The following is a 23,717-nucleotide window of genomic DNA, read 5'->3' as shown; positions in this document are numbered from 1 at the left end:
CGAGGTGTTGTATTCGGAGCTATCGACCCGGCAAAATATGCTGATGATGGCTAACCATCAATAAAGAAACCCAGCACAGACGCCGGGCAGAATACGCGCAAATTTTACCAGCTGCGCGTGCTGCCATTGGGAATTAGTGTAATGATATTAATCGTGAGACATGTTCTCGTCAACATGTAAGAGCTTAATCTCGGATCATACTTGGCCTTGGCTAAAGCCAAAAAAAGCGATAACCTTTATAAAAAAGTACCTATCACAATAGTCCCTTGGAGGTAATTCGTGCACATTAGCCAACTCTTTATTGAAGGGTACAAGGGATTCAAAGATCCATTTAATATTGAATTTTCCAAGGGGGTTAATATAATCGTCGGCGAGAATGGGTCTGGTAAAACAGCTGTGATCGATGCCATTCGACTATTACTTATGGAAGATGAGTTTGGCAGAACACCAATTTTTAATTCAGATTTTAATAAACCCTTTGGGCAGCACGAAGCATCCCGTTCTTTCAGACTTCAGCTCATTTGCTCAGGAATGTCTGACGCAGAGATGTCCGTATTTTTACCGTGGACCGATCTCTCTGGCACTGCCAAATTAACAATAGAAGTAGACAATAAGCAAAATAGTCGAGGCCGTTTCAAAAAGACTCAATGGGGAGGAGATGCAAAATCAAGTTTTTTTGAATTCGAATTATTTGATACTATCAATTGCATATATCTTCCCCCGTTACGAGATGCCGAATCAAAACTTAGAGAAGGAAAAGCATCTCGACTTGCGCGACTACTCAAAAATTTAAATAAAAGCGACAGAGAAAATTTATCCATCCAAGGTGTGACCCTTGAAGAAAAAGTTAAATTATTCAATGCAGAATTAGCTAATGATAGCGAAGGAGTGATTGCTAGGGCAAACGCTATAATTCGCGAACGGTTAAAAGAATCTCTTGGTCACACCTTCGGACAGTCAACTCTTATACAGTTTTCAGAAACAAATTTTGACAATATTGTTGAGAGGTTGAGATTATTCTTTTTTCCCGGCCTTATAGATCGCGAAAATGAATTTTATAGAGGACTGGAAGAGAATAGCCTCGGATATAACAACCTTCTTTATATCGCCACGGTATTGTCAGAACTAACCTCAATCAATGAAGAAACATATTTAAAAGTACTTCTAATTGAAGAACCGGAAGCCCATTTGCACCCTCAGCTTCAAGTCAAGCTACTTAATTATTTTAAAGATATTTCTGAAAAGAATAATATTCAAGTCATTATGACTACTCATTCACCAATCCTTTCAGCTTCGAGCCGAATAAGCTCACTAATCCACCTTTCCTGCACTAATGACAAACCTATTGCCACACCACTAAGCCAGTGTGGGCTACATCCTTTAAGCCTCTCTTTTATTGAGAGATGGCTTGATATAACAAAATCAACTCTATTTTTTGCAAAAGGGGTCATTCTAGTTGAAGGAATCGCGGAGGCAATGCTCATCCCAATACTTGCACAACGTATCCTAGTTGAACAGCGCCGTGCGACTGGAGAGACAAACATACCTTCTTCCCTTGAAGAGGCTGGTGTTTCAGTGATAAATATGAATGGAATTTATTTTAAACATTTTATGCAATTTTTTGCCAATCTGCCAGACGCGGCTGACAATGCTTTAAACATTCCGATCCGATGTTCAGGCATAACTGACTATGACCCCCCGGGAGCAAAAATCGAACTTCCGGATAACGATGGCAGCATCAAAAAAACCTACGCGAAAAGCAAGCCAATCTCCCCTCCTGACAAATCTGGCAACCATGCTGTTAATTCTCTGATGGATAAAATCAATCAATCGACTTGGGCTAGACTATACCATAGTCCCCTCAAAACACTCGAATATGACCTATCAATGGAGAATGCAAAAAATTGTCAAATCATGATGAAAATCGCTGCGCCACTTTGTGGCCCAAAAGTCTGTAAGCGTTTATATGAAAAATCAATGCATACTGATTGTATTGAGATTCGAGCAGATAATTCTCTATATCTTTTAGAGCATATTGATAAGGGAGAGTATTCGCAGCGCCTCGCATCCTTTTTGCAGAGATATCCAGGTAGAAAATTTGTAGTCCCCATCTATATAAAAAAAGCAGTTTTGTGGGCATGTGGGGTTTCACATGAGGCATGAACAACTTTTTGAAGAAATCGCCTCTCTTGTTTGCGGAAAACCCCAAGGAATAAGTGCCGAAGAATGTAAGGGATCATATGGATCACGACACCCTCTATGCTCAGAATATTCAGCATGCCGAATCAATGAAAAAACAAGGGAGCAATTAGAATTTGTTTGTGAACCGAGTAATCTCAACATCCACCTTGCCGCTTGTCCGGGAAGCGGCAAAACTGAATCGGTCGCCTTGAGGGCTGCCCATATTATCAAAACATGGCCGTCGAGCCATTCCGGCGTTGCTGTCCTTACTTTTACTAATAATGCGGCGTCTGTCATAAAATCCAGAACAGCCCAATTAATTGGCGCTGAAGCAATATCATCTCCACATTTTATCGGAACAATAGATAGTTGGATTCACGGGTTTATACTGCATCCATTTAGCCATCTGCTTACAAAATATGAAGGGAAGCAAGGTGACAAATCGATGCGTCTAATTGAAAATGATTCGCGCTCGCCATTTTTGAAACATTATGAATCATACTATGGGATGGCACAGACTGGAAAGCTGAAGGCCCATGAATTTTATTATACTACTTCGGGTAAAATTATTTTTTCTTCTGCAGATAAGGGCAATGATACAAAAAGAGAGCAGGTCAGACTTGTGGACTGGCAAGTCAAAGACCTCTCAAAGACAAAATTAAAATTTTGGAAAGCTGGATTCTGCACATACCAAGATGCTGAAATTCTCTGCTTTCGTTTGATTAAAAATCATGCCTATTTCAAAAAATTGTTTGCTAATAGATTTAGGCTTATAATTATTGATGAGTGCCAAGATTTGTCACCTGTACAAATTGATATATTGGATCAGCTTTTAGACAGTGGAGTAAAGATCAATTTAGTTGGAGATTTGAACCAAGCGATTTATAAATTTCGCCATGTAGATATAAATATTATCAAAAATTTTATTCAAGAAAAAAATATAAAAACATTAGCACTTTCTGTTAACCATCGCAGTTGCCAATCAATTGTAAACACATGCAATAAGCTTATAGCGGAGGTCCCCCCTCCTCAAGGAATGCAACACCAACTACTCAAAAATCCTTGTGTTTGCTTGTGTTATCCTCGTGATAAGATCGCGATTCTTCCTCAATGGTTTAATGACAATATTATGTCTAATGAATGCGTGCGCTCATCCGCGATTTTGGCCAGAGGATGGAGCACCGTGAATAAAATGCGCCCCTCGAAACAATCAGGGGCTCGAGATCACGAAAAATTTGCAAGATCCATTTATTGTTGGGGGATTAATAGCATAGAAGAAAAGAAAATAGCCTTTGAAAACCTCGGTGATTTTATTACTAATAAATTTTTACAGAAAAGCCATTTTTCAAGGCAAAATTTTTTTTGTCCTGATGAGTGCACGCCCAAGGATTGGCGTATTTTTTTATCTGGAATTCTAACTAATATAGTTACATCTCACCAATACATTTCTGATCTTAATCAATCTTGGGCAGCTTGGATTCCAAAAGTTCTTTTATCAATAAATGACATTGTGTTCAATGAGCTTAAAAAATCGCCTGTTAACTGCTTGACTGAGTCATTCCAAAAACTTGATGGTCGACGTTTTAAGAAACCTCAAAACGGAAATGACAACATCATTTCAAATTATGTTGGAAACACTATCTCAGCGGCAATTGACACTAAAATCACAACTATTCATAGCGTTAAAGGTGAAACATTTGATGCCGTGATGGTTGTCTCTTCATCCAGCAAGAGCGGTAGTCAAGATTCGCACTGGGAACACTGGCTAGAAAATCAGCATAACGAAGCAGCCAGAATTGCGTATGTTGCAAGCTCTCGACCAAGACATTGGTTAATATGGGCAATACCATCTCCCAATCAAGAACAAAAAGAGCGCTTAAAGCAATTTGGATTTGAATTGACCAGCATTTGATCAGCGATATTTTTCTATCTGAAAATTAACTACCGATTTAATCTCTGAGCCTCTAATTATTGAAGAGTTGTTACAAACGAGCGGCCATTCGTGTATCCCCACGCCATTGCCACATCCATAGTTCTACGCTAAGAAAATCCATCCACACATCACTGCAAGGCTGGACTTTCCGCTGTTCAGCAGCATTTTGATAGTATGGCCAGGCTGCTCAAGCCTTGCCACGCCGGGCGCTGATCGTATGCAAAAATTCCAGTGCTGCACCGCAGTTTTATGGCTACTGGCAAACGTGCAGGCGCATACCCATTTGCTTGCCACCCATGCAGCACCACCCGGCAGCAGGAGAACACTATGGCAGATATCTTGATTTTATTGCTGATCTTTGGTGGTGTTGCAGCGTTTTATCTGCTCGCCCTCAAGAAAGGCTGGCTGCCAATGGACCGCATGAACTGTGGCTGAGTGCCTTTTGACAAGCGGCGTGCCCAGCTTGAAGAAGATGAACATAGAAAGAAAATGGCGGAAAAGCGAAAGGCCAAGGCAAACCGCGGCAAGTAACTTTCGCACCCGTCGCCTAGCGTTATAACAACATATAATACCCCCCTGCCCTTTCGGTAAACCGGGGCGGCAGACCACACGAACAAACAGATACGCCCTCGAATCTCGGGGGCGTATCTGTTTACATTCTGCCCGTGGTAATCTGGCCCTCTTCAGGGCCACAATCCCCAACTAGCGACAGACACAATTGGCGGCAACCAAACGCGCACCAGCCGAACCGCATCCTCTTCTTAAAAACAGCCTCATTACCGCAACTGTCACAATTAACAGCGTATAATATAAGCCAACAGCCAACAAATTGTGCTTTGTGTCATTATTGTCACCGCCCTTCTGCTGTCTCGTCTGACGGTAACATTCGCTGGAATGACACTCTGGGGCACAAACTAAAAAGCACTTATATTACGCGCTACTAAAAACAATATTCGGTATCGCGCAATCATCTGCCAACATACGCAAAAACATGTAAAACTGTAACCGTATTGCCATATTGGCGCGCTACTTCTTTGGGCAATTCATCACCTCACCGGAGACTGATTATGCCCACGCCGTTAGTGCAAAGCCCTCTTACTTCCGGCAACGAACCGCTGGTCCTGTGCCCAGGCCCGCGCCCTCTGGAAAAACCTTTGGCCGCCATGCGGGCCGCAGCCCGCGCCGCCGCGCGTGCCACCGCTCTGGCTGCGGAAGAACGGCAAGCCCTGTGGGATGTTTTGCATAACAAAAGCATCCACAGTGTGCTGCAACCCATAATATCCCTGCGGGACGGCTCCATTTTCGGCTACGAAGCCCTTGGACGCGGCCCGGCGGGCAACCCTCTTGAAAATCCCGAAGCCCTCATCAACGCGGCCCTGCGCCACGGGCGCATGCTTGAGCTGGAGCATCTGTTCCGCTACAGCGCCCTCAAGGCGGCACGGCAGATCGCCACGGGCATACGCCTTTTTCTCAACGTCAATCCCAACATTATACAAGACCCGCACTTTGGTGTGGGCTTCACCAAAGAATATCTTACCCGCTTTGCCATCAGCGCCGAAGATATGGTTTTTGAAATCACGGAACGCGAATCCGTGGACAATTTGCGCGGCTTTAAAAAGATCATTGAGCACTATAAGGCTCAAAACTACCAGATAAGCATTGACGACGCAGGGGCCGGATATTCCGGCCTCAACCTTATTTCAGACGTGCAGCCCCACTTCATCAAGCTGGATATGCGCCTCATTCGCGGGGTGGACAAAGACCTCACCCGGCAGGCGCTTATCAAGAGCATGCAGGAATTTGCGTCGCTGACCAACACGCGCATCATTGCCGAGGGCATTGAAACGGAAGAAGAACTGGCAACCCTCATCAGCTTCGACGTGCCTTACGGCCAGGGTTACTTTATCCAGCGCCCGGCCCCGCAGCCCCAGCCCATTGCCGAGCATGTGGTGCGCTTTATCCACCGCGAAAACAAGATCAAGAATCGCTTTTTCGGCGCACGCGTACACAAGTTTCATGTGCGGCACATCATACGCCCCGGCTTCACGGTTTCCCCTACTTTGCCTGTGCTTGAGGTTGTAGAACGCTTTGAACACGACGAAAGCTTGCAAGGACTGTGCGTTGTTGACGATGGCAAACCCTTGGGCACTGTCATGCGCCACCACCTGCACCGCCAGTTGAGCGGGCGCTTCGGCTTTTCGCTCTTTGCGGGCAAAACCGTTGCTTCTGTTATGGACAAGGGGTTTTTAAGCGTAGACCACCAGACCACCATTGATGTGGTCTCCCGCCACGCCATGCGGCGTGAAAGCAACCAGATATACGACTTTGTAACTGTTACCCGCGACGGCAACTATGCGGGCATCGTCACCGTGCGCGAACTGCTTGAAAAAAGCATCGAGCTTGAAGTGGCCAATGCCCGCCAGCTCAACCCGCTTTCAGAACTGCCGGGCAACGCCCTTATTGATATTGAGCTGGAACGCCTTGTGCGGCTCAACCTGGACAAGCGCGTGCTCTATTTCGATATCGACAACTTCAAGGCCTACAACGACAAGTACGGCTTCAAAAACGGCGACCGCGTGCTCAAGCGCCTTGCATCCATCATTTCAGAAAACACGCCTGAAGGGGACTTCGTGGGTCACATCGGCGGCGACGATTTTATCGCCGTCACCGAAAGGTCCGAGGCCGAAAAGGTCTGTCAGGACATCATCAGCGCTTTTGCCCAGGGCGTCGCCGCCTACTATAACGCCGAGGATTTTCAGAACGGCTACATCGAAGGCAAAAACCGCAACCACCAGGAAGAGCGCTTCCCTCTTATGTCCCTCACCATTGTGGGCGTGTGCGCCACCAGCTTTCAAAGCAGCTTTGATCTCGCACGGGCCGCCGCTGACATGAAAAAACGCTGCAAGCAGCTTTTGGGCAATAACTTCATGTTCGACGATGGCGACGGCAACAGCGCAGACGAAGACAGCGCGCAGTAAAATCCGCCGGGCGCAGGCCGAAATGCAGCGCGCAGCCAGCGGCATTTCGCGCGAGTGAACGAGCTGGGGCGTAACATATAAAAAAATAATGAGGATACAAATGAAGCTGAGCGCAAAACTGATCCTTTCGTTTTGCAGCATCATTCTTTTTATGGTGCTTCTTTTTGCCGTCTATATGCGCAACAGCCAAAAAATCACCGCCACTGTGGGCCACATCACCGAAACCGTCATTCCCTCAGTGGTGGCGATTCAGTCAATGAACGCCCTGCTCTACTCCACCCGGTCCGATCTGGCAGCCGTCAGCACGCGCACAGACCGCGTGACCATTACGGAATACACCTCGCGCATCAATCGCGCGCTGCGCACCATTGCAGAATATGAAAAAATTTATGCGGATCTGGCGGCCCGGCCCACGCCCGAAGAGTGCGTTATGCCAGCCTCAGACAAGGCCGCGCAGGATGGCGAAAATCAGGGTATGGATCTGCCGGAACTGCTGGAACACATCCGTGTGGCCACGCAGGAAGACGCCCAGAACCGTCTGCAAATCATCGCCCACGCCAAGGAAGGCGAAAGCGACGAGGCCGTGGCGCTTTTTGACCGCAGCCGGGCCAATTTTTTGCGTCTGGCAAAATTTTATGAGCAGGTGCTTGAGCTGGATACGGCCCGCAGCCGCCAGGCCGCAGAGGCCGCGCGCCACATCGCCGATCAGTCGCAAAAAATGGCTGTGGGCCTTACTGGCGCGGCCCTGCTGTTCAGCATTCTCGTCACCTGTTTGCTGATTGTTTCGGTCAAACGCCAGTTGGGCATTGATCCCGGTCAGCTCAATATTCTGGCCCAGCGTGTAGCCAAAGGCGATTACAACACGGATGCCGACGGCAACAAAAAAAATCGGCGCGGCGTGTATGCCTCCATCATATCAATGGTGGCATCTCTGCAGGAGCACATCAGCAATGCTGACAAGCAATCGCAGATGGCTTTGAGCCATTCACAGCGGGCCGAAGAAGCCTTGCGCGAAGCCGAGGCCGCGCGGGTGCAGGCGCAGGGCAGAACGGAAACCCTGCTGCACACTGCCGAACAGCTGGAAGGCGTGGCCCACAACCTGACCACAGCCTCGGATCAGCTGACGCGGCAGATCGAGCAGTCCAGCATGGGAGCCACGGCCACGGCGGAAAATCTGGACGGCGCAGCAACCGCTATGGAGCAGATGAACGCCACGGTGCGGCAGGTGGCAGACAATGCCGGGCAGGCGGCGCAGGCTTCAGCCGGAACACGAACCAGCGCCGAAGAAGGGGCAGAAGTCGTGCGGCAGGCTTTGGACAGCATCAACAAGGTCAATGAGGTTTCTGAACGCCTCAAGGCCGATATGGATGACCTTAATGCCCGTGCCCGCGACATCAGCCGCATTATGGGCTTTATTTCTGACATTGCAGACCAGACAAATTTGCTGGCCCTCAATGCGGCCATTGAAGCGGCGCGTGCCGGAGACGCCGGACGCGGCTTTGCCGTGGTTGCCGACGAGGTGCGCAAACTGGCGGAAAAAACCGTCACCTCCACGCACGATGTGGGAGCCGCCATCAGCGCCATGCAAAAAAGCACGGCTCACAGCATGGCCTCGCTGGACGAAGCCGTGGCCCAGGTTAAGCAAGCAACGCTCAGCGCGGGCAAATCCGGTTCAGCCCTTGAAGATATTGTAAGCATGGCCGACGCCACAGCAGGTCAGGTACGGGCCATTGCCGCCGCCAGTGAAGAACAGTCTGCCGCCAGCGAAGAAGTAAACCGCACCATCAGCAGCGTCAGTCAGGCAGCCCGTGGAAGTGCGCAAACTATGGCCGAGGCAGCCCAGGCTGTTATCCACCTTACAGAGCAGGCAAAGACTGTGGAAAATCTTGTGGAGAAGCTGCGAAACAACGGATGAGCAGCTTTGGACTGTGCTGTCACGAGTGCCCTTTCAGCTATTTTTATTTTAGATTTATCCTTTCATTCCAGCGTATTGTCATAGAATACGTATCAGCAGGAAGGCTTGCTCTATGCGTATATGCGCAGAATACAGGGCAAAGCAGCATGCTGCCTGCATAAAAGGTTCGTTTTCTGCGGTGGTACAAGAAGTTCATCTTATGATGACACGGCCTGGAATATTTTCACTTTAGAATACCCCACGGTAATTCAGGATGCCGGCCAGCTTACGCTGACCGGCATCCGAACATTGGCACAAGTGCCGCTGTGTGGCTTCAAAACTACTGCTTGGCGGCCTTGGCAGCCTCGGCGGCTTCACGCGCGGCGGGGCTCATGTGGCAGGGGCGGCAGCCCTTGAACTGCGGGAACTTGCCGGGATTTTCAGCAGCAAGCTTCTTGTGGCAGCCAAGGCAGGAGCGGTCGCTGCTCTGGGAATGGAAGGCCATAAACATGCTCATGGGGTCACGCTCACGCGCGCCGGGCGTGGCATGGCATTCGGTGCAGGCTACATAACGGCCATCACCACCTTCTTCGTGGTGACACTGAAAACAGGAAATACCCTTGTGCGCCGTGTGCGGGAACATGACGTTCATGCGCTTGGAACCGGAAGCTTCAATCTCAATGGGTTTTTTGATTACTTCCGACATTTCCTTGACGCTGCGGGCCTGTGCTCCGCCGGCACACAAAAGAGTCAGGGCAAAAAAAGTGATGACCAAGGTTTTCATGAACAAGCTCCTCCTGATGTAGTAGACCTTCATGTCTTGGCGCATGCGGAGCGCCCTTACCGGGCGGCCGCCGGGTCTCGTCCACAGCCCCATAGCTCTGGACGCGCTCCCTCCCGGTTACCCGGTTCGGCATGCTTTCGGCCTTTTCAAAACATATTGCACAAAGAAGATTTCGCTTCCTGCCCAAAAAAAATTTTATGCGATAAGCGCTTTTTGCGGCGCTTGCTTCACAAAATCTCATCCCGGCCGGGCTACAAAAACCCCTTGTTTCAACATTTCTGACACGATTTCAGGCTATTTCAGCGCAATTAGCGCGCAGTTACCGCGCGTGAAATTCATGCCCGTTCTGTCTGCGCGGCACCCCCTGCTGTTTCATGCCGGGGCTGCCAGATCAATCAAAACACGCTCGTTACGGGTGTGGTCCGCAAAAGAGCGATTGGGCCTTCACTGCGGGCGTGTGCTCATGCAAGCGCCCGGGCGTTTCGCCGTAAAGACGCGCTAAAAAGTATTCCAGAACGAAGGCTTGAGCGGGCGCAATTTCTTGCGGGCCGCCACCATGTCCAGATGCATCATGCCCAGAGCCAACGCATCCAGATCGGGCCAGCCTTCACGTTCACGCAAGTCCACAGTGGGGCAATAGCTCTTGCACTTGGTGCACCAGTCCAGCCGCTCGCCGTGCGCTGCTCCGCTTTCGCGCAGCATTTCCATCACGCCTGTGCCGTCCTTGCCGCACGAAGGGCAAATGCCGCGCATGAACTTCCAGTTAGCGCCACACTGGCCGCAATGCAGATGCTTTTTGCCGCCGCCGCCCGCCAGATAGGCGTTTTTTTCGTCCAGCATGGGCTTGTCCAGCCAGCCGATGGTGGCAAAACTGCCGCATACCGGGCAATACCCGTGCTTCCAGCGGCTGCCGGCGTCCCAGGGGGCGTCGCCTTCTTCGGGCAGGCTCTGCGCCACAAGAGTGCGCAAAACAGGGGCCAGCACAAAGCTGAAGGCAAACAGAAGCACTGAGGGGTCAAGGCCGTTTTCTTCGGCCAGGCGTGCCTCTTCCTCACTGTTGCCGGAAAGCATTGCTTCGGCAAAAGCTTCACGGGGGTCAGCAGTTACTGCGCCCGCGCTTTTTTTCTTTTTTGATTCCGCTTTGACCGGAGCCAGCAGCATGGCTTCAAGCGCCGCAGCATGGGGAGCCATGGCTTCAAGGCTGACCACCAGAGGCAGCAGCTTTTCAGCGCTGCTGCGCAGGGGGCCAGCAAGGCCAGCCAGCGACACGCCAGCCAGCAGTGAAAGCCCTTGCTCCAGAGCCTCGGCTTGCGGTTCTGGCAGGCGCAGCCCAGTAGCGCGTACGCTTTCAGCCAGTTCTTCAGTCAACTCTGCCTGAGCAGCCAGTATTGGTTCAAAAGCCCGCAATACGGGTTCCAGAACAGGACGGCGCGCCGCCACGTCCGCCAGGGTCTTTGCCACGCTTTGGCAGGATGAGGCCATTGATGCTCCAAAACCCGGAGGCCTGGGCCCCCGATCGAAAGGTGACAGCGGCGCACGGGAAGCCCCGCACGCCGCACTTGATACAAAGCCGCTCCCGGCCGCAATGACGGCCAGGGCTGCTGCCGGAGAAAATAATTTCGCCGGGGCGTATTCAAGTGCCTCGCCAAGCTGTATCGGCGCTATCAGCCTCTCGCCTGCCCGTAAGCAGGCAGCCTTTAAACGCCGATACAGCTATAGCTACAATGCTGTAAACCAGCATAATTTCAGTTTAGAATTATAGCAATGCCAAACTGAAACCTGACTGAGACACTCTACATAAAGGCCGCGAACTCGTAGTACTTGTCCTTTGTGTCTGCCAAAAGATAGATGACGCTGACGTCTTCCATATCGGCAAGAAAGGCCTTGGGCCAGCGCTTTTTGGCAACTTCAAGGCGTTTTTTGGCAACGGGCAGCAGTTCCTCACGCTCACCGAAAACCATTGCCCCTGTGGGGCAGGTTTTGACGCAAATGGGCTGCATACCCGCAGAAACACGGTCAATGCACATATCGCATTTGGTCAGGCGGCCATTCTTGGGGTCACGCCTCGGTATGTTGTAAGGGCATGCGTCCTGTACGGCCTGGGCGTCTTCCTCACTGAGTTGCGAGGATTTTTCCGTGGCCAGTACGGCTCCGGTTTTTTTATCCTGAATCATTGCGCCGGGTACGGCCATATCCGCCACATCCACGCAGGGGGGCGTCAGGCAGTGGCGGCACTGTTCGGGAAAAAAGTTCCAGACCACGTTGCCCTGTTCGTCCAGATATTCGTGAAAGCGCACAATCTTGAGATTGTTCGGGTTCAGGTCGGGCGGGTTCTGGTGCGTGCCAAGCTGCTTGGTATGATTGGCGGGCAGATCGTGCCACTCTTTACAGGCCAACTGGCAGCCACGACATGCCGTGCACCGCGTGGTGTCAACTAAGAATGTTTTCGGCATAGTATGCTCCTTGTCGGGCGCGTCCCCTCGTGGGGACGCGCCGCGCTCGTTAGCCTATTTCGGTCAGCTTGTCGGCCTTGTGCAGGTTCACGCAGCAGGCCTTGGACTCGGGGATGGTGGTGTTGGGATCATACGCTCCCACAGTCAGCCTGTTGGTGGAGTCGCCGCACTTTGGTGTCGTCCAGCCAAAGGCAAAGGGCATGCCCACAAGGTGAACAGTCTTGCCCATAATCGTGAAGGGCCGTATGCGCACGGTCACCATAGCGATAGCTTCGCATTTGCCTCGCGCGCTTTCCAGCAACACGCCGTCGCCGTTTTTGATGCCTTTTTCCTTGGCCAGCTCGTGGCTCATTTCCACATAGAGCTGGGGTTCGGTTTCAAGCAGGTTGGGCACGTTGCGGGTTTCGCCGCCGCCGCACCAGTGCTCGGTAAGGCTATAGGTGGTCAGCACTATGGGGTAACGCGGATCGGCAGGAGGCGCGATCTGGTCCATAGGCGATTTGTGGTACTTGTACACCGGGCTGCTGAGCTGCTTGGAGAACGGATGACTCGCCAGCGGCGTTTCAGCAGGTTCATAGTGTTCGGGGAAGGGACCGTCGGCAGGTCCGGGGCCATAGAACTGGGAGTGCCCGTCTTTGACCATAATGAAGGGCAGCTTGCCCTTGGGGTCAGACATGGGCGGCCAGGGGCCGTCGGGCACGTCGCCCACCCATTTTGTGCCGTCCCATTCAATGACGACCCGCTTGGGGTTGAAGGGCTTGCCGTTCACATCCACCGAGGCGCGGTTGTACAGAATGCGCCGGTTGAGAGGCCAGCACCACGACCAGTTGGGGAAGAGGCCAATGTTGGCCTGCAATGGCGTCTGGCTGGGGTCACGCCTTCTCGATTTGTTGCCGTCTTCTTCTGTCCAGCTTCCCGTATATATCCAGTTGAGGGAAGAAGTTGTGCCGTCGTCCTTCAAAACGCCGAACGTGGGCACAAGCTGGCCGCGTTTGTAGGTCTTGTCGCCTACCTTGGTGTCGGCCCAGAAGAAACCGTTGATGCGCCTGGCCCATTCTTCGGGATCATACTTGTCAGTCCAGTGCATCTTCATGATGGGCTCGGGCAGCACGCCGCCCTCTTGCTTGTACATCGTGCGGATGGTGTTGAAGAGGGGCACGACGACGTCAGCGAAGTTACGCGCTTCGCCGCCGGGCTCTACCGCCTTATCAAACCACTGGAGCCAGCGCCCGCTGTTGCTGATGGTTCCCGCCTTTTCAATGCGGTGGGCCGACGGCAGCAGAAAGACTTCAGTTTTCTTGGTCTTGGGGTCAACCCCGGGGCGCATCCAGTTGTCCGTGGTTTCGGAGTTGTGGATTTCAGAGCAGACGAGCCAGTCCAGATTGTCCAGAGCCGTCCGCATCTTGTTGGTGTTGGGGAAGCTGTTCATGGGGTTGACGCCCATGATGAAGCCGCCCTTGATCTTGTTATTGTATATCTTGTCCATGATATACATGTACGAGTAGTCTTCGCCCGGCTCCAGCTTGGGCAGCAGGCCGTAACAGAAGTCGTTTTCAGGCGTGGCGGCATCACCGAACCAGCCCTTGAGCAGACTTGCTACGTACTTTGGCCTGTTGCCCCACCAGTTGGCACTGTTGGGAAGCGTGGTGACAGGAGTATTGGCCTTGTTGTACTCGGCCAGGGTCTGCCACGGAGCCTGGGGAGTGCCGTGATACCCGGGGATATTGTTGTACAGCAGGGCGTGGTCTGTGGACCCCTGCACGTTTGGCTCGCCGCGCAGGGCGTTGATGCCGCCGCCGGCAATACCGATGTTGCCCAGCAGAAGCTGTACCAGGCTGGAAAGGCGGATGTTCTGCACGCCCACGGTATGCTGGGTCCAGCCCAGGGCGTAAAGAATGGTGCCTGCCTTGTCGGGCCTGCCAGTTGCGCAGAAGTTCTTGTAGACCTTGAGCAGGTTTTCCTGCGACACGCCCGTGATGTCAGAGACATTCTTGAGAGTGTAACGGGAATAGTGGTCCTTCATAAGGTTGATGACACAACGGGGATTCTGATGCGTGGGGTCGATAACCGGCCCGCCGTCAGCGCCCTTGGCCTTGGCCCACAAGCTTTTGTCGTACTTGCGCGCCTCTGCGTTGAATCCGCTGAAAAGCCCGTCTTCAAAAGCATAGCCGTCGCCTACAACAAAAGCCGCGTCAGTGTAGTTATTGACGTAGTCTTTGTGGTAGCAGCCGTTTTCAAGGATGTAGTTGACCATGCCGCCAAGGAAGGGAATATCCGTGCCGGAACGCAGAGGCACATGGAAATCACACCTGGCGGATGTACGCGAGAATTTGGGGTCGACGTGCATGAGCACGGCCCCGTTGTCCTTGGCTTTCATGATCCACTTGAAAGCCACGGGATGATGTTCAGCGGCATTACTGCCGATAATAAGCACCGAATCGGCATTCTTGATGTCGATCCAGTGGTTGGTCATTGCACCGCGTCCGAACGACTCTGCCAGAGCCGCAACAGTGGGGCTGTGTCAGACCCGTGCCTGGTGGTCCATATGGACAACACCCAGGCCGCGCAAGGCTTGATGGATAACGGCGCATTCCTCGTTGGAGGCGTGCGAGGTGCCCATCCAGAATATGGTTTCCAGACGGTTGACCGTCTGGCCTTTTTCGTTTTTGAGGATCATGTCCTTGTCGCGGGCGTCCTTCACGCGACGTGCAATCTGCTCAAGAGTCCAGTCCCAGTCCTTCTCTTCCCACTTATCGCTGTGGGGAGCACGGTACAGGGGTTTTTTCAGGCGGTGATCGCTTGTGTACATCGAATAGAGAGCCGCGCCCTTGGCGCACAGCGCTCCCTCGGTAATGGGAAAGTCCGGGTCGCCTTCGGTGGAGACAAGCTTGCCGTCTTTTACATAAGCGATGATCTGACACTGAACGGAACAAAAGGGGCAGATGCTCGATACTTCACGAGCCCCTTCAATCTTGAGTTTAACGGCGTAAGCCTGAGCTTCGCCCAAATCGAAGCCCAGGTGCCCCAGCGTGAGGCATATTACCCCCGCACCGACACCTTTGAGAAAACTCCGTCGGGTGCTTTTCATAAGACCTCTCCTTGTTTAAGCCTATCGTATGCGCGGGATCGAGGCAGACAACCGCGCAAAACTGCTTTGGCGAACAAAAAACGCTCGCCCTGATGATAAAATGAATCGTAGTCACCATATTCCAAAAATCGTGATGTCGCAAGATTGTTCGATTATTTATATTGGAGTCTCAGCAGATTGTGACATTTTTCTCTATATAGTAAAATGTCATACCATTACGAATGCATACTCGTTAAACAGCACTGAAAAACTTTTCGCATTGCTGAAATCTGATTCCAGAGCACTGCCACCATCATGCTGAAATACATGCCATTTTATCTGACAATTTTAATACGGGCTTTATCTGAATTTTTTTGCGCTACATGAAAGAAAAACACGCAAAATCTAAACAGACAGGCCGCCCGGATACCGGACGGCCTGTTGACATCACCGCAAAACCTGCGTGCATGTTTTTTCAATACTTTAAAGTCTGCTGAATTCTATTTCAAACTGCCAAGCCTATGCCCGTATCTCAGCTTTCTGCTTTTGCAATCTCGCTACAAAACTAATTTTGATACACTTCAGGCGGAATACTTTTAGCAACATAAATATTGCAAATCTTGGTGTAATTCTGCTCAATAAAATCCTTAAACCCGCTGTCATTAAAATAGCCGTCCACAAAATCAACCCAAAGAACCTTTGGTGATTTTGCCATGATAAGCTCGGGAATATCGTAAAGTTCCTTGCCTCTGGAAAAATGCTCCGTGTCAAGTTGGCTTAATTCTAAATTATGCCAGTAATATCCCTGAACATCCCGCCGGACAGGGCAGACTTCGTGGCTGCCCAAAATCTCTTCATCTTCGCTGGTAACGCGCAACACTATGTCATATTGCCGCTTAACACACCCATCCATGCCATCCATTACAAAGCTGCTTACATTTTGAACAGCATTGTAAAAAACAAGAAGAAGAAGCAAGGCAACAATCGCATTTTTAATCTTGCGATCCTGCAGTATGCTGAAGCTGCTTGAAAGAGTTATGACTAGGAAAGGAAAGAGCGGAATGTAATATTGCTCGTATGGCGTGGGCAAAAGAGCAAAGAAAACGCAGAATCCCAGAAAAATTATTGAAGTAAACTGGAATGGAGCTCTTTTTATGATTCTTACTTCCGCTATAATGAGAGATATGCTGCAGAAAAACAGGGGAAGCTTCAACCGAACCCACCCGTAAACCATTGAAATTTTAAAATTGAACAGCCAGTTCAACTCAAAATAATCTACAAGCACGTGCTCTTCCGACATGAAATACAGCAGATAGCCAAGCACCGAAAGAGGAAGCACCAAAGCTATCAAAAAATCCCGAAGGTAAAGTTCTTTCTTATAGAGCTGGTAGATTGCGCAGAGGCAGAAACCAAAAAGAAGAAAGACGGCTTTTTGAAGAAACAGAAAGGATGCAAAAAAGAGCAGAAAAGAAAGAACTAAACACAGTAGGTTTTTATTTTTCAGATAGATAATGTAATAATACAGGCCTGAAAAAAATGCGCCCACCATAAATATATCAGGTCTCACCAAAAGACTTGAATGAACGATCATATCTATACTTAACAGTACGGTAACAAAAAGAAAGACACTCTTCTTGTCGCCTCCTTTCAATATCGATATCTTATATGTATAAAAAGCCGTTATAAGTAGTGCGCAAAGCGACAAACTGCGGCCGATATAAAGGAGATAGTATGTATCTGGAAAGTTTTTTACAAAAGGAGCAAGAAAAATCCAATATAAAAAATGGTGGTGCTGAAAAAAGTCTCTATAGGGAATTTGCCCTTGCAACATCAGGTATGCGGAATACAAATGTTCGTATTCGTCATGATCCAGCGGGCTAAAGATTACGGAATACCCCAGAATAAGCAGGCTGGCGCAAAAAAGGAATACACAAAGAAAAAAGACTGACGGCCTCATGTCTGCTGAGTTGACGCCAGACGCATCAATCATTGCTGGTTTGGCATCCATACTAAAATGACAGGCCAAGCAGGTACTGCGCCACAAACCGTGTTGCTTTGGACATTCTACGCTTTCCGGTAGGCGGCCTTTCCTGCCTGATACATAACCCAAGCCTCCCCAGCGGCATCAGAGGCTCCATAGATTTCCTATTTTTCTTCATGATATTCGCTTTCAGCGTTAACTTTCCAAATATCATGCTTGCTGACATTACTGCCCAGGATATGGTCCACGCAGAAAAAAGATGTAAGCATGGAATGGTCCATATTATTATATCTGTGCTGACCATTGCGGCCAACGCAGTAAAGCCCGCCCACTCCGGTCAGCCAGCGGCGAAGCGTTTCAATCTCTTCATAGGTATCAAAATATGCGGGGTAGGCTTTCTTGACCTTTTCGCAATGCATATCAAGCACATCTTCGCGGCTGATAATATTCATAGTGACCATTTCATCAATTGCGCGATTGATGAGTTCCTGCTCAGAAAGCTGCCAGAAGCTGTCACCTTCAGAGCAGAAATATTCCATTCCAACCCATACCGTATTCTCAGGGTCCTTGACCAGATAAGGTGACCAGTTGTTGAATATTTGCAGCCTCCCGACCTGAACTTCGGGTTCCTGCACATATATCCAGCAATCGGGCACAATATTGCCCAAGGTCTTCATGGCGGTGGTGTTTTTCAGTTTGAAGCGCTGTACAAGCAACCCTACCGTGATGAAGTCCCGATAGGGCAAGCCAGCGGCTACACGGGCCACATCTTGTGGAATTTCCACGTTGCTCATGGCCTGCATCAGATCTTTGAGCGGCATGGATGATATTACGGTATCGGCCTCAATAACCTGTGTGCCTTCGGCGGTGTCACAAGCCACACCAGTGACGTTGCCATCCTTACAAAGGATACGTCTTGCCGTGTATCCTTTCAAAATCTTACCGCCCATAGACTCGATATCGGCGGCCACCTGTTCCCACAGCTGGCCCGGGCCAAATTTGGGATACCAAAATTCTTCAATCAGTGACGTTTCAGCTTTTCCGCTGTCTTTCTGTCCCAGGGCCTTTTTGACGCTGTCCAGTAAAAGCTTGAAGACAGAAAGGCCCCTGACCCTCTGAGCACCCCAATCGGCGGCGAGCTGTGAAGGATGCCGCCCCCAGACCTTGGTGGTGTAGGATTCAAAAAACATTGAATAAAGCTCACGCCCAAACCGGTTGATATAAAAATCTTCCAGCGATTTTTCCTGCCGCTTGAACACGCAGGACCACAGGTAAGAAAACCCGGCTCGCATGGTGCGCAACAGTCCCATGTTAAGAAAAGTCGCCATCTTGAGGCTGAGCGGATAGTCGAAAAAGCGCTTGGCAAAGTAAATTCTTGAAACACGGTCACGCAACAGCATAACCCTGTTTTCAGTTTCCGGATCAGGCCCGCCGGGGGCAAGAGCGCGCTCCCGATGCAGTATCAGGTCATCCTTGGCAGGAGCGCCCTGCAAGGGCAACATTTTTTTCCACCAGTCCATTATCGTCTGATCTTTGGAAAAAAACCTGTGCCCGCCAATATCCATACGGTTGCCGTTGTGGCATACGGTTCTTGAAATACCGCCAATTTCCTGTGTTTCTTCAATAACAATGACGTCTACTTCACTGTTTTTAACAAGAAGGTCATAGGCTGCCGTCAGTCCGGCAGGACCAGCTCCGACAATGATGATACTTTTCATGCACCGCTCTTTATACTTGCGATAGTTCTACGCAATTGATTGCGTATGCCAACATTGAAGGAAAAATACTTGTGCGCAATAAAGGAATAGATGGTTATGACGCCAACAGAAAAAACATGCGCTACAAATTGCGAAGAAACAGCAAAGCCCGCCAAGGCAACGTCTTCAATTTCGAAAAAAAGAAGTAATTGCATGGAAAAATGGGCAACAACAGCCGTCAGCAGTGTCCCTATTGAGGCAACAACCAAAAATGTTCCAAACTGCTGAGAGAGCTTGCGCCCTTTGTACTTGAAGTTGAGTTTGTAATTCAGAATGAAATTTACGAGCAAGCCTGCGCTGGCTGCAATAAAAACAGAAACGATATAGGGAAACAGATTCGCATTATAAAGCAAATAACCACAGAGAAGGTTCACCAGAGCGGCTGTACCACCAAATGCGATGAAGTATAAAAAGTTTCTGGAAAGCAGAAAATTAAACATACACCACTAAAATCCCTAGTATTCATACCCACCAGGGCCGGACAAATCCGACCTTAAATCCGTAAAGATGTGGTCATTATATTATACGGATCAGTAAAAAAATACAATGCACGTGCACCAGCCCAATAGGCAAAACCTTGTGTATCATAGACTCCCAAACAGGGAGAACTAGAAAAACACACTATTTGTGCCAACGACGATGCCTGATACAGCCTCTTAAACAAAAAAATTAAGGGTAGCCAGCATTTTTTGTGGCTACCTCTATTTTTTATTTATTTGCTATGAAAAGCCTGTACTGCGCTTATTCAATGTCCAAGGTTGGTAAAAATATACTTTAATTCAACAACTTTACCTTGATATCAGCTTACCCTGAGCAGACTGCCCTTAAAATATTCAATATTTCAAAGTTGTCATTCTGCCGATAAATGCAACTCTCGGCAGAATCCACGCCGCGCTGTGGCTACGGCACTTTCGCCCACAGCCTGAAGCTGTTTCTAAAAAAATCTTTTGTCCAACTGGCTTGCGTCAACAGGCCGTTTTTACGAAAAAAGTATACGCGAAAGCACACTTTTCCCGTAAAAACGGCCTGTTGGCTTGGCGCTAAATCATTTATCTGGGGAAGCACTGATTAAAGAGCTTCCTGGAAACGCACAGTTATTTCGTTTGGCAAGGCGCGATCTTTTCTTTGAAGCAGGAGTAGACTCTTCCGTCCTCGACTGTTTTAAAAAAGTGAAGCAACGCAGCCAAACGGAATAAATCAGCGTTCCCTTATAAACAGCCCCTTGAGCATGTAAACGCTACCAAAACCAAAATGCTCTATTTGCCGTACCAGCACTTTGGCCATGTGCAGGTATGGCAGGCAAGGCAGTAGCCCCCCTCGCCCAGACGGGCGAGTTCCGCGCGGGTGATTTCCCGGCTGGCCAACAGGCGCGGCAACACCAGATCCAGAAAGGTTGTCTTGAAGTAAAGCGCGCAGGCGGGCACGCCAAGCACCTGCATGTCGCCGCCAGAACCGGGTATGCGCCCCATAAGGCTCATGGTTCCCGGCAGCACGGGCACGCCGTGCAGTACGTCGGTCAGCCCGGCGTCAACGAGCGCCTGACGGGTTACATCGTCGGGATCAACCGAAAGACCGCCCGTGGTGACCAGCAGGTCAACCCCGGCCTCACGCATGTCAGCCACAGCCTTGGCCATCAGCGCCCTGTCATCGGGGACAATGTCCGTCTTTGCCACGCTGCATCCCAGCATGGTGACCTTTGCCGTTATGACAGGAATAAACTTGTCTTCAATGATGCCCTGAAAAACTTCCGTCCCGGTCACCAGAATACCCACTTGCGCCTTGCGCAGGGGCAGCACGCTGAAAAGCGGCCCGCCTTCCAGAACCTCAAGAGCCTGCGCGAGCCGCTCGCGCGTGATAAAGAGCGGAATGGCGCGCGTGCCAGCCAGAGGGCCATCCTGCTTGACCAGGGTGGCGTCCTGCCGGGAAGCCACCATTATTTCAGGCACAAGGTTAAACTGGCGCATGCGTTCCACATCCACGCTAAAGAGGCCGTCCCTTGCGGCGGTAAATTCCACCTTGCCCTCGCGGGGCGGCAGGGAGTAGGCCACGCCCTCGCCCGCCATGCGCCGGGCAAAAATTTCAGCGGCTTCATTTTCATGCACCAGATCGCTATCGCCAGCGGCAAGGAAAGCAGCCCCATCTTCGGCAGGGCTGTCAGTGACAGCCACATGAAAACGCCCCATCTGTTGCAGACGGCAGATATCGCCCACGCTGATACGCTGCCCGGCCTTGAATTCCGGCCCTTTGAACTGCCCAGGCTCTATGCGGGTCATGTCGTGCGCCACGGTTTTTCCCACAGCTTCTTCCACTGGCACGACGCGCACACCCGTAGCGGCTTCATGACGTTCAGTTGCCCTGATTTCGCGCCGGGCTACCACATAGGGAGCTTCGCCCTGGCAGCCACGGCATACGGGACCATCTTCAACCGGATAGGCCTCACCGCACACAGGACAGCAGACAATGCGCGTCATGTGCTTGTGCCCGATGAAACGGTGCTTCACCGTTATTGGTTCAACCTTGCATATGGTGTCGCCAGCCTGCTCTATTTCGGCCTCAAGCCGCGGCACATCCTGATCTTTTTTGGGTTTTTTCTTAAAAAACCACCCTTCTATTTCCGGGTAGGCGGCCATCTTCACCGGGTCAATGCTCACGCGCACGCCTTCACCGGTATATTTGTCGAAGAGAGACACGGCATAACGGCCCAGATTGTGTATCTTCATCCACCCGTTGCCAATGCTGCACAACGTCAAAAGTTGCACCGCGTCAGGCAGGCACTTGCCTGATTCCACCACGGCTTCGAAAAGCGTGCCTTCGGGCAGATGTTTTTTGGCCAGCTCCACCATATACCCGCCCACAAGCAGGCCGGGAGCCGCATAGCCGTGAAAATTCTCCGCCAACTGGCGAAATTCATCAAAAGTATAGGAGCCAATATTCATGCTCTTCTCCAGATAATGCTGCCCTTATTCAGACAGATGGGGGCTGTGTTTCACACTTATTTAAGTCAATTTGCTCTTTATTGCTACCTGTGAACTACATTTATCCAACATGGCCGGATATCCCCTCGAGGGCAGATGCCAAGGCTTTTCGCCTGGCCCGCTATTTACGGCGCAAAACAATTTTCTGGCTTAACAGCCAGCCATTGCTACGAAAATCACTCTTTTTCTAAAAACCGTGTATTTTATGTTCCAGCATGGCTTGAGCCGAGGCCAGATCTTCAGGAGTATTACAGTTGAAAAAAGGACCAGACTCTTCGGGTTCGTAGTCCAAAAAACTCTGAAATTCCCGCGGCACGACACTGGCGAGCCTCCGTTGCCCCTGCGCCAGAGCGTCTGAAAAATACGGCAGGGCGGCTACCTCGTAAATCGCGGTCAGGGCCTGCACACGGCCTGTAAGCCGCTCACGATACGCTGTCACCAGACTCGTGACCGGAGCCTGGCTTCTGGCCGCAAGCAGCCTGCGCAAGGTGGACGTGTCCATAAATGGCAGATCGCAGGAAAGCGCCAGAACGGCCGCATAGCCGAGTTCTTCAGCCCGGCACAAAGCCGCATGCAACCCCGCCGTGGGGCCAACCCCCTGCACGGCGTCAAAAACACACTCATACCCCTGACGTGGAGCATCCACGCGGCAGGAAACAAAACAGACGGGCAAAAGGGAAAGCAACAGAGAATGGGCACGGGCCAGCATGCTGCCATCGGCGCTTTCTTCAAGAGGTTCTGCCGCCGCTGCGGTTGTCAGTGGCAGCAAGCGCAGCAGGGCCTTGTCCTTGCCCATACGGCTGGAAAGCCCACCCGCAAGCACCACCCCGGCTACCGGACCCCGGCCCTCGTTTAGATTCATGCCCGTTCTCCCCCCTAGCTGTGATCCGTCCCGTCTACGCCTTGCACACACGGGCTGAGCCCATCGCACAATCACACATCCTTCGCGTATTCTTCGCGCACTCTTATAATGTAGCCGCTGTGCTGTTCATGTCAAAACAGGAATGCAATGGGAAACAGATTTTCTCATTGCGCAGAACCGTAACACTTTCAGCAACTATTCATATTACCAATATTTTCTGCAGATGCACGCCTCTGCCGGACACATTGTGCAGCGCCCATGCATTTGCTATGCTGCCTTGCGCTGCCGTCTGCGGGGGGACGCCGTGACTGACGCGGCAAAGGACACGTTTCAGGGAGAGAGCATGGGCCAGGATATTTTTGACCTTATTGTCGTTCTGACGCTGGCATTCTTTGCCGGGCGGGGCTACATAAACGGCTTTGTGGGCGAGGTAGCGGGCATAGTGTCCCTTTTGGGCGGCTTTTGGGTGGCCCACAACTATCACGACATGCTTTCGCCCCACCTGGCCTTTATTACTGACCCGGGCTGGCGTACCATTGCGGCTTATGTTCTGGTTTTTCTGGGCGTACTTATTGCGGTGGCCCTGCTGGCCCGCCTGCTGCAAAAAATTCTTTCATTTTCTTTCGTCAGCTGGGCTGACAGAATGGCCGGAGCCGCGCTGGGGCTTGCCAAGGGGGCGCTTCTGTGGTCTCTGGGCATGATTGTGCTGCAAAAATTTTTCTCCCATGCGGCCTTTATGCAGCACAGCCGCGTGCTGCCCTACTTTACCGCTCTTACGGCGCAGGTTCGGGGCTGGCTGCCGCCTGACCTGGTATCGCGCCTGGGGCTTTAACATCGCATTCGTAACTGGCA

14 protein-coding genes are annotated in these 23,717 nt (G+C 50.9%); 5 read left to right on the top strand and 9 right to left on the bottom strand.

What is annotated here, in order from left to right; all coding sequences use genetic code 11:
- The first annotated feature begins 279 nt into the window (after positions 1–279).
- The 4 genes from HNQ38_RS06200 (at position 280) to HNQ38_RS06185 (ending at position 9,007) form a co-directional block, all read left to right on the top strand.
- Positions 280–2,163: an AAA family ATPase gene (locus HNQ38_RS06200; RefSeq protein WP_183718550.1), complete on the top strand. Its 1,884-nt coding sequence runs from the start codon at positions 280–282 to the stop codon at positions 2,161–2,163.
- Positions 2,153–4,093: a UvrD-helicase domain-containing protein gene (locus HNQ38_RS06195; protein WP_183718549.1), complete on the top strand. Its 1,941-nt coding sequence runs from the start codon at positions 2,153–2,155 to the stop codon at positions 4,091–4,093. Before HNQ38_RS06200 ends, HNQ38_RS06195 begins: the two co-directional genes overlap by 11 nt.
- Before the next feature lie 1,088 nt (positions 4,094–5,181).
- Complete coding sequence (locus HNQ38_RS06190; protein ID WP_183718548.1) at positions 5,182–7,092, top strand: GGDEF domain-containing protein; 1,911 nt, start codon at positions 5,182–5,184, stop codon at positions 7,090–7,092.
- Between the two features lie 100 nt (positions 7,093–7,192).
- Entirely contained in the window at positions 7,193–9,007 is a 1,815-nt protein-coding gene (locus tag HNQ38_RS06185) for a methyl-accepting chemotaxis protein (RefSeq protein ID WP_183718547.1), read from the top strand.
- A 319-nt stretch (positions 9,008–9,326) separates the two neighbouring features.
- Here the strand turns inward: HNQ38_RS06185 and HNQ38_RS06180 are convergent, their stop codons facing one another.
- From HNQ38_RS06180 to mobA, 9 genes are all read right to left on the bottom strand, one after another.
- Complete coding sequence (locus HNQ38_RS06180) at positions 9,327–9,770, bottom strand: cytochrome c3 family protein (protein WP_183718546.1); 444 nt, start codon at positions 9,768–9,770, stop codon at positions 9,327–9,329.
- Positions 9,771–10,268: 498 nt separating this feature from the next.
- A complete protein-coding gene (locus HNQ38_RS06175; RefSeq protein ID WP_183718545.1) occupies positions 10,269–11,252 on the bottom strand; it encodes a formate dehydrogenase accessory protein FdhE in 984 nt (327 codons plus the stop codon).
- Positions 11,253–11,563: 311 nt separating this feature from the next.
- A complete protein-coding gene (locus tag HNQ38_RS06170; protein ID WP_183718544.1) occupies positions 11,564–12,223 on the bottom strand; it encodes a 4Fe-4S dicluster domain-containing protein in 660 nt (219 codons plus the stop codon).
- A gap of 49 nt (positions 12,224–12,272) precedes the next feature.
- Positions 12,273–15,311, bottom strand: a complete 3,039-nt coding sequence (fdnG, locus tag HNQ38_RS06165) for a formate dehydrogenase-N subunit alpha (RefSeq protein WP_183718543.1) — start codon at positions 15,309–15,311, stop codon at positions 12,273–12,275.
- A gap of 544 nt (positions 15,312–15,855) precedes the next feature.
- Complete coding sequence (locus HNQ38_RS06160) at positions 15,856–17,298, bottom strand: ArnT family glycosyltransferase (protein WP_183718542.1); 1,443 nt, start codon at positions 17,296–17,298, stop codon at positions 15,856–15,858.
- 137 nt (positions 17,299–17,435) lie between these two features.
- Complete coding sequence (locus HNQ38_RS06155) at positions 17,436–18,989, bottom strand: NAD(P)/FAD-dependent oxidoreductase (protein WP_183718541.1); 1,554 nt, start codon at positions 18,987–18,989, stop codon at positions 17,436–17,438.
- A complete protein-coding gene (locus HNQ38_RS06150; protein ID WP_183718540.1) occupies positions 18,986–19,468 on the bottom strand; it encodes a GtrA family protein in 483 nt (160 codons plus the stop codon). Before HNQ38_RS06150 ends, HNQ38_RS06155 begins: the two co-directional genes overlap by 4 nt.
- Positions 19,469–20,284: 816 nt before the next feature.
- Entirely contained in the window at positions 20,285–21,964 is a 1,680-nt protein-coding gene (locus HNQ38_RS06145; protein ID WP_183718539.1) for an FmdE family protein, read from the bottom strand.
- Between the two features lie 226 nt (positions 21,965–22,190).
- Positions 22,191–22,865 carry a molybdenum cofactor guanylyltransferase gene (mobA, locus tag HNQ38_RS06140; RefSeq protein WP_183718538.1) on the bottom strand — a complete coding sequence of 225 codons (675 nt, stop codon included), beginning with the start codon at positions 22,863–22,865 and terminating at the stop codon, positions 22,191–22,193.
- Positions 22,866–23,169: 304 nt separating this feature from the next.
- On the opposite strand from mobA, the gene HNQ38_RS06135 reads away from it, so the two are divergent.
- Entirely contained in the window at positions 23,170–23,697 is a 528-nt protein-coding gene (locus HNQ38_RS06135) for a CvpA family protein (protein ID WP_343060114.1), read from the top strand.
- Positions 23,698–23,717 lie beyond the last annotated feature (20 nt).

Source organism: Desulfovibrio intestinalis (assembly GCF_014202345.1).
GTDB classification, from domain to species: domain Bacteria; phylum Desulfobacterota; class Desulfovibrionia; order Desulfovibrionales; family Desulfovibrionaceae; genus Desulfovibrio; species Desulfovibrio intestinalis.
The sequence above is the reverse complement of the archived record's forward strand: the minus strand, read 5'-3'. Positions and strand labels throughout refer to the sequence as shown.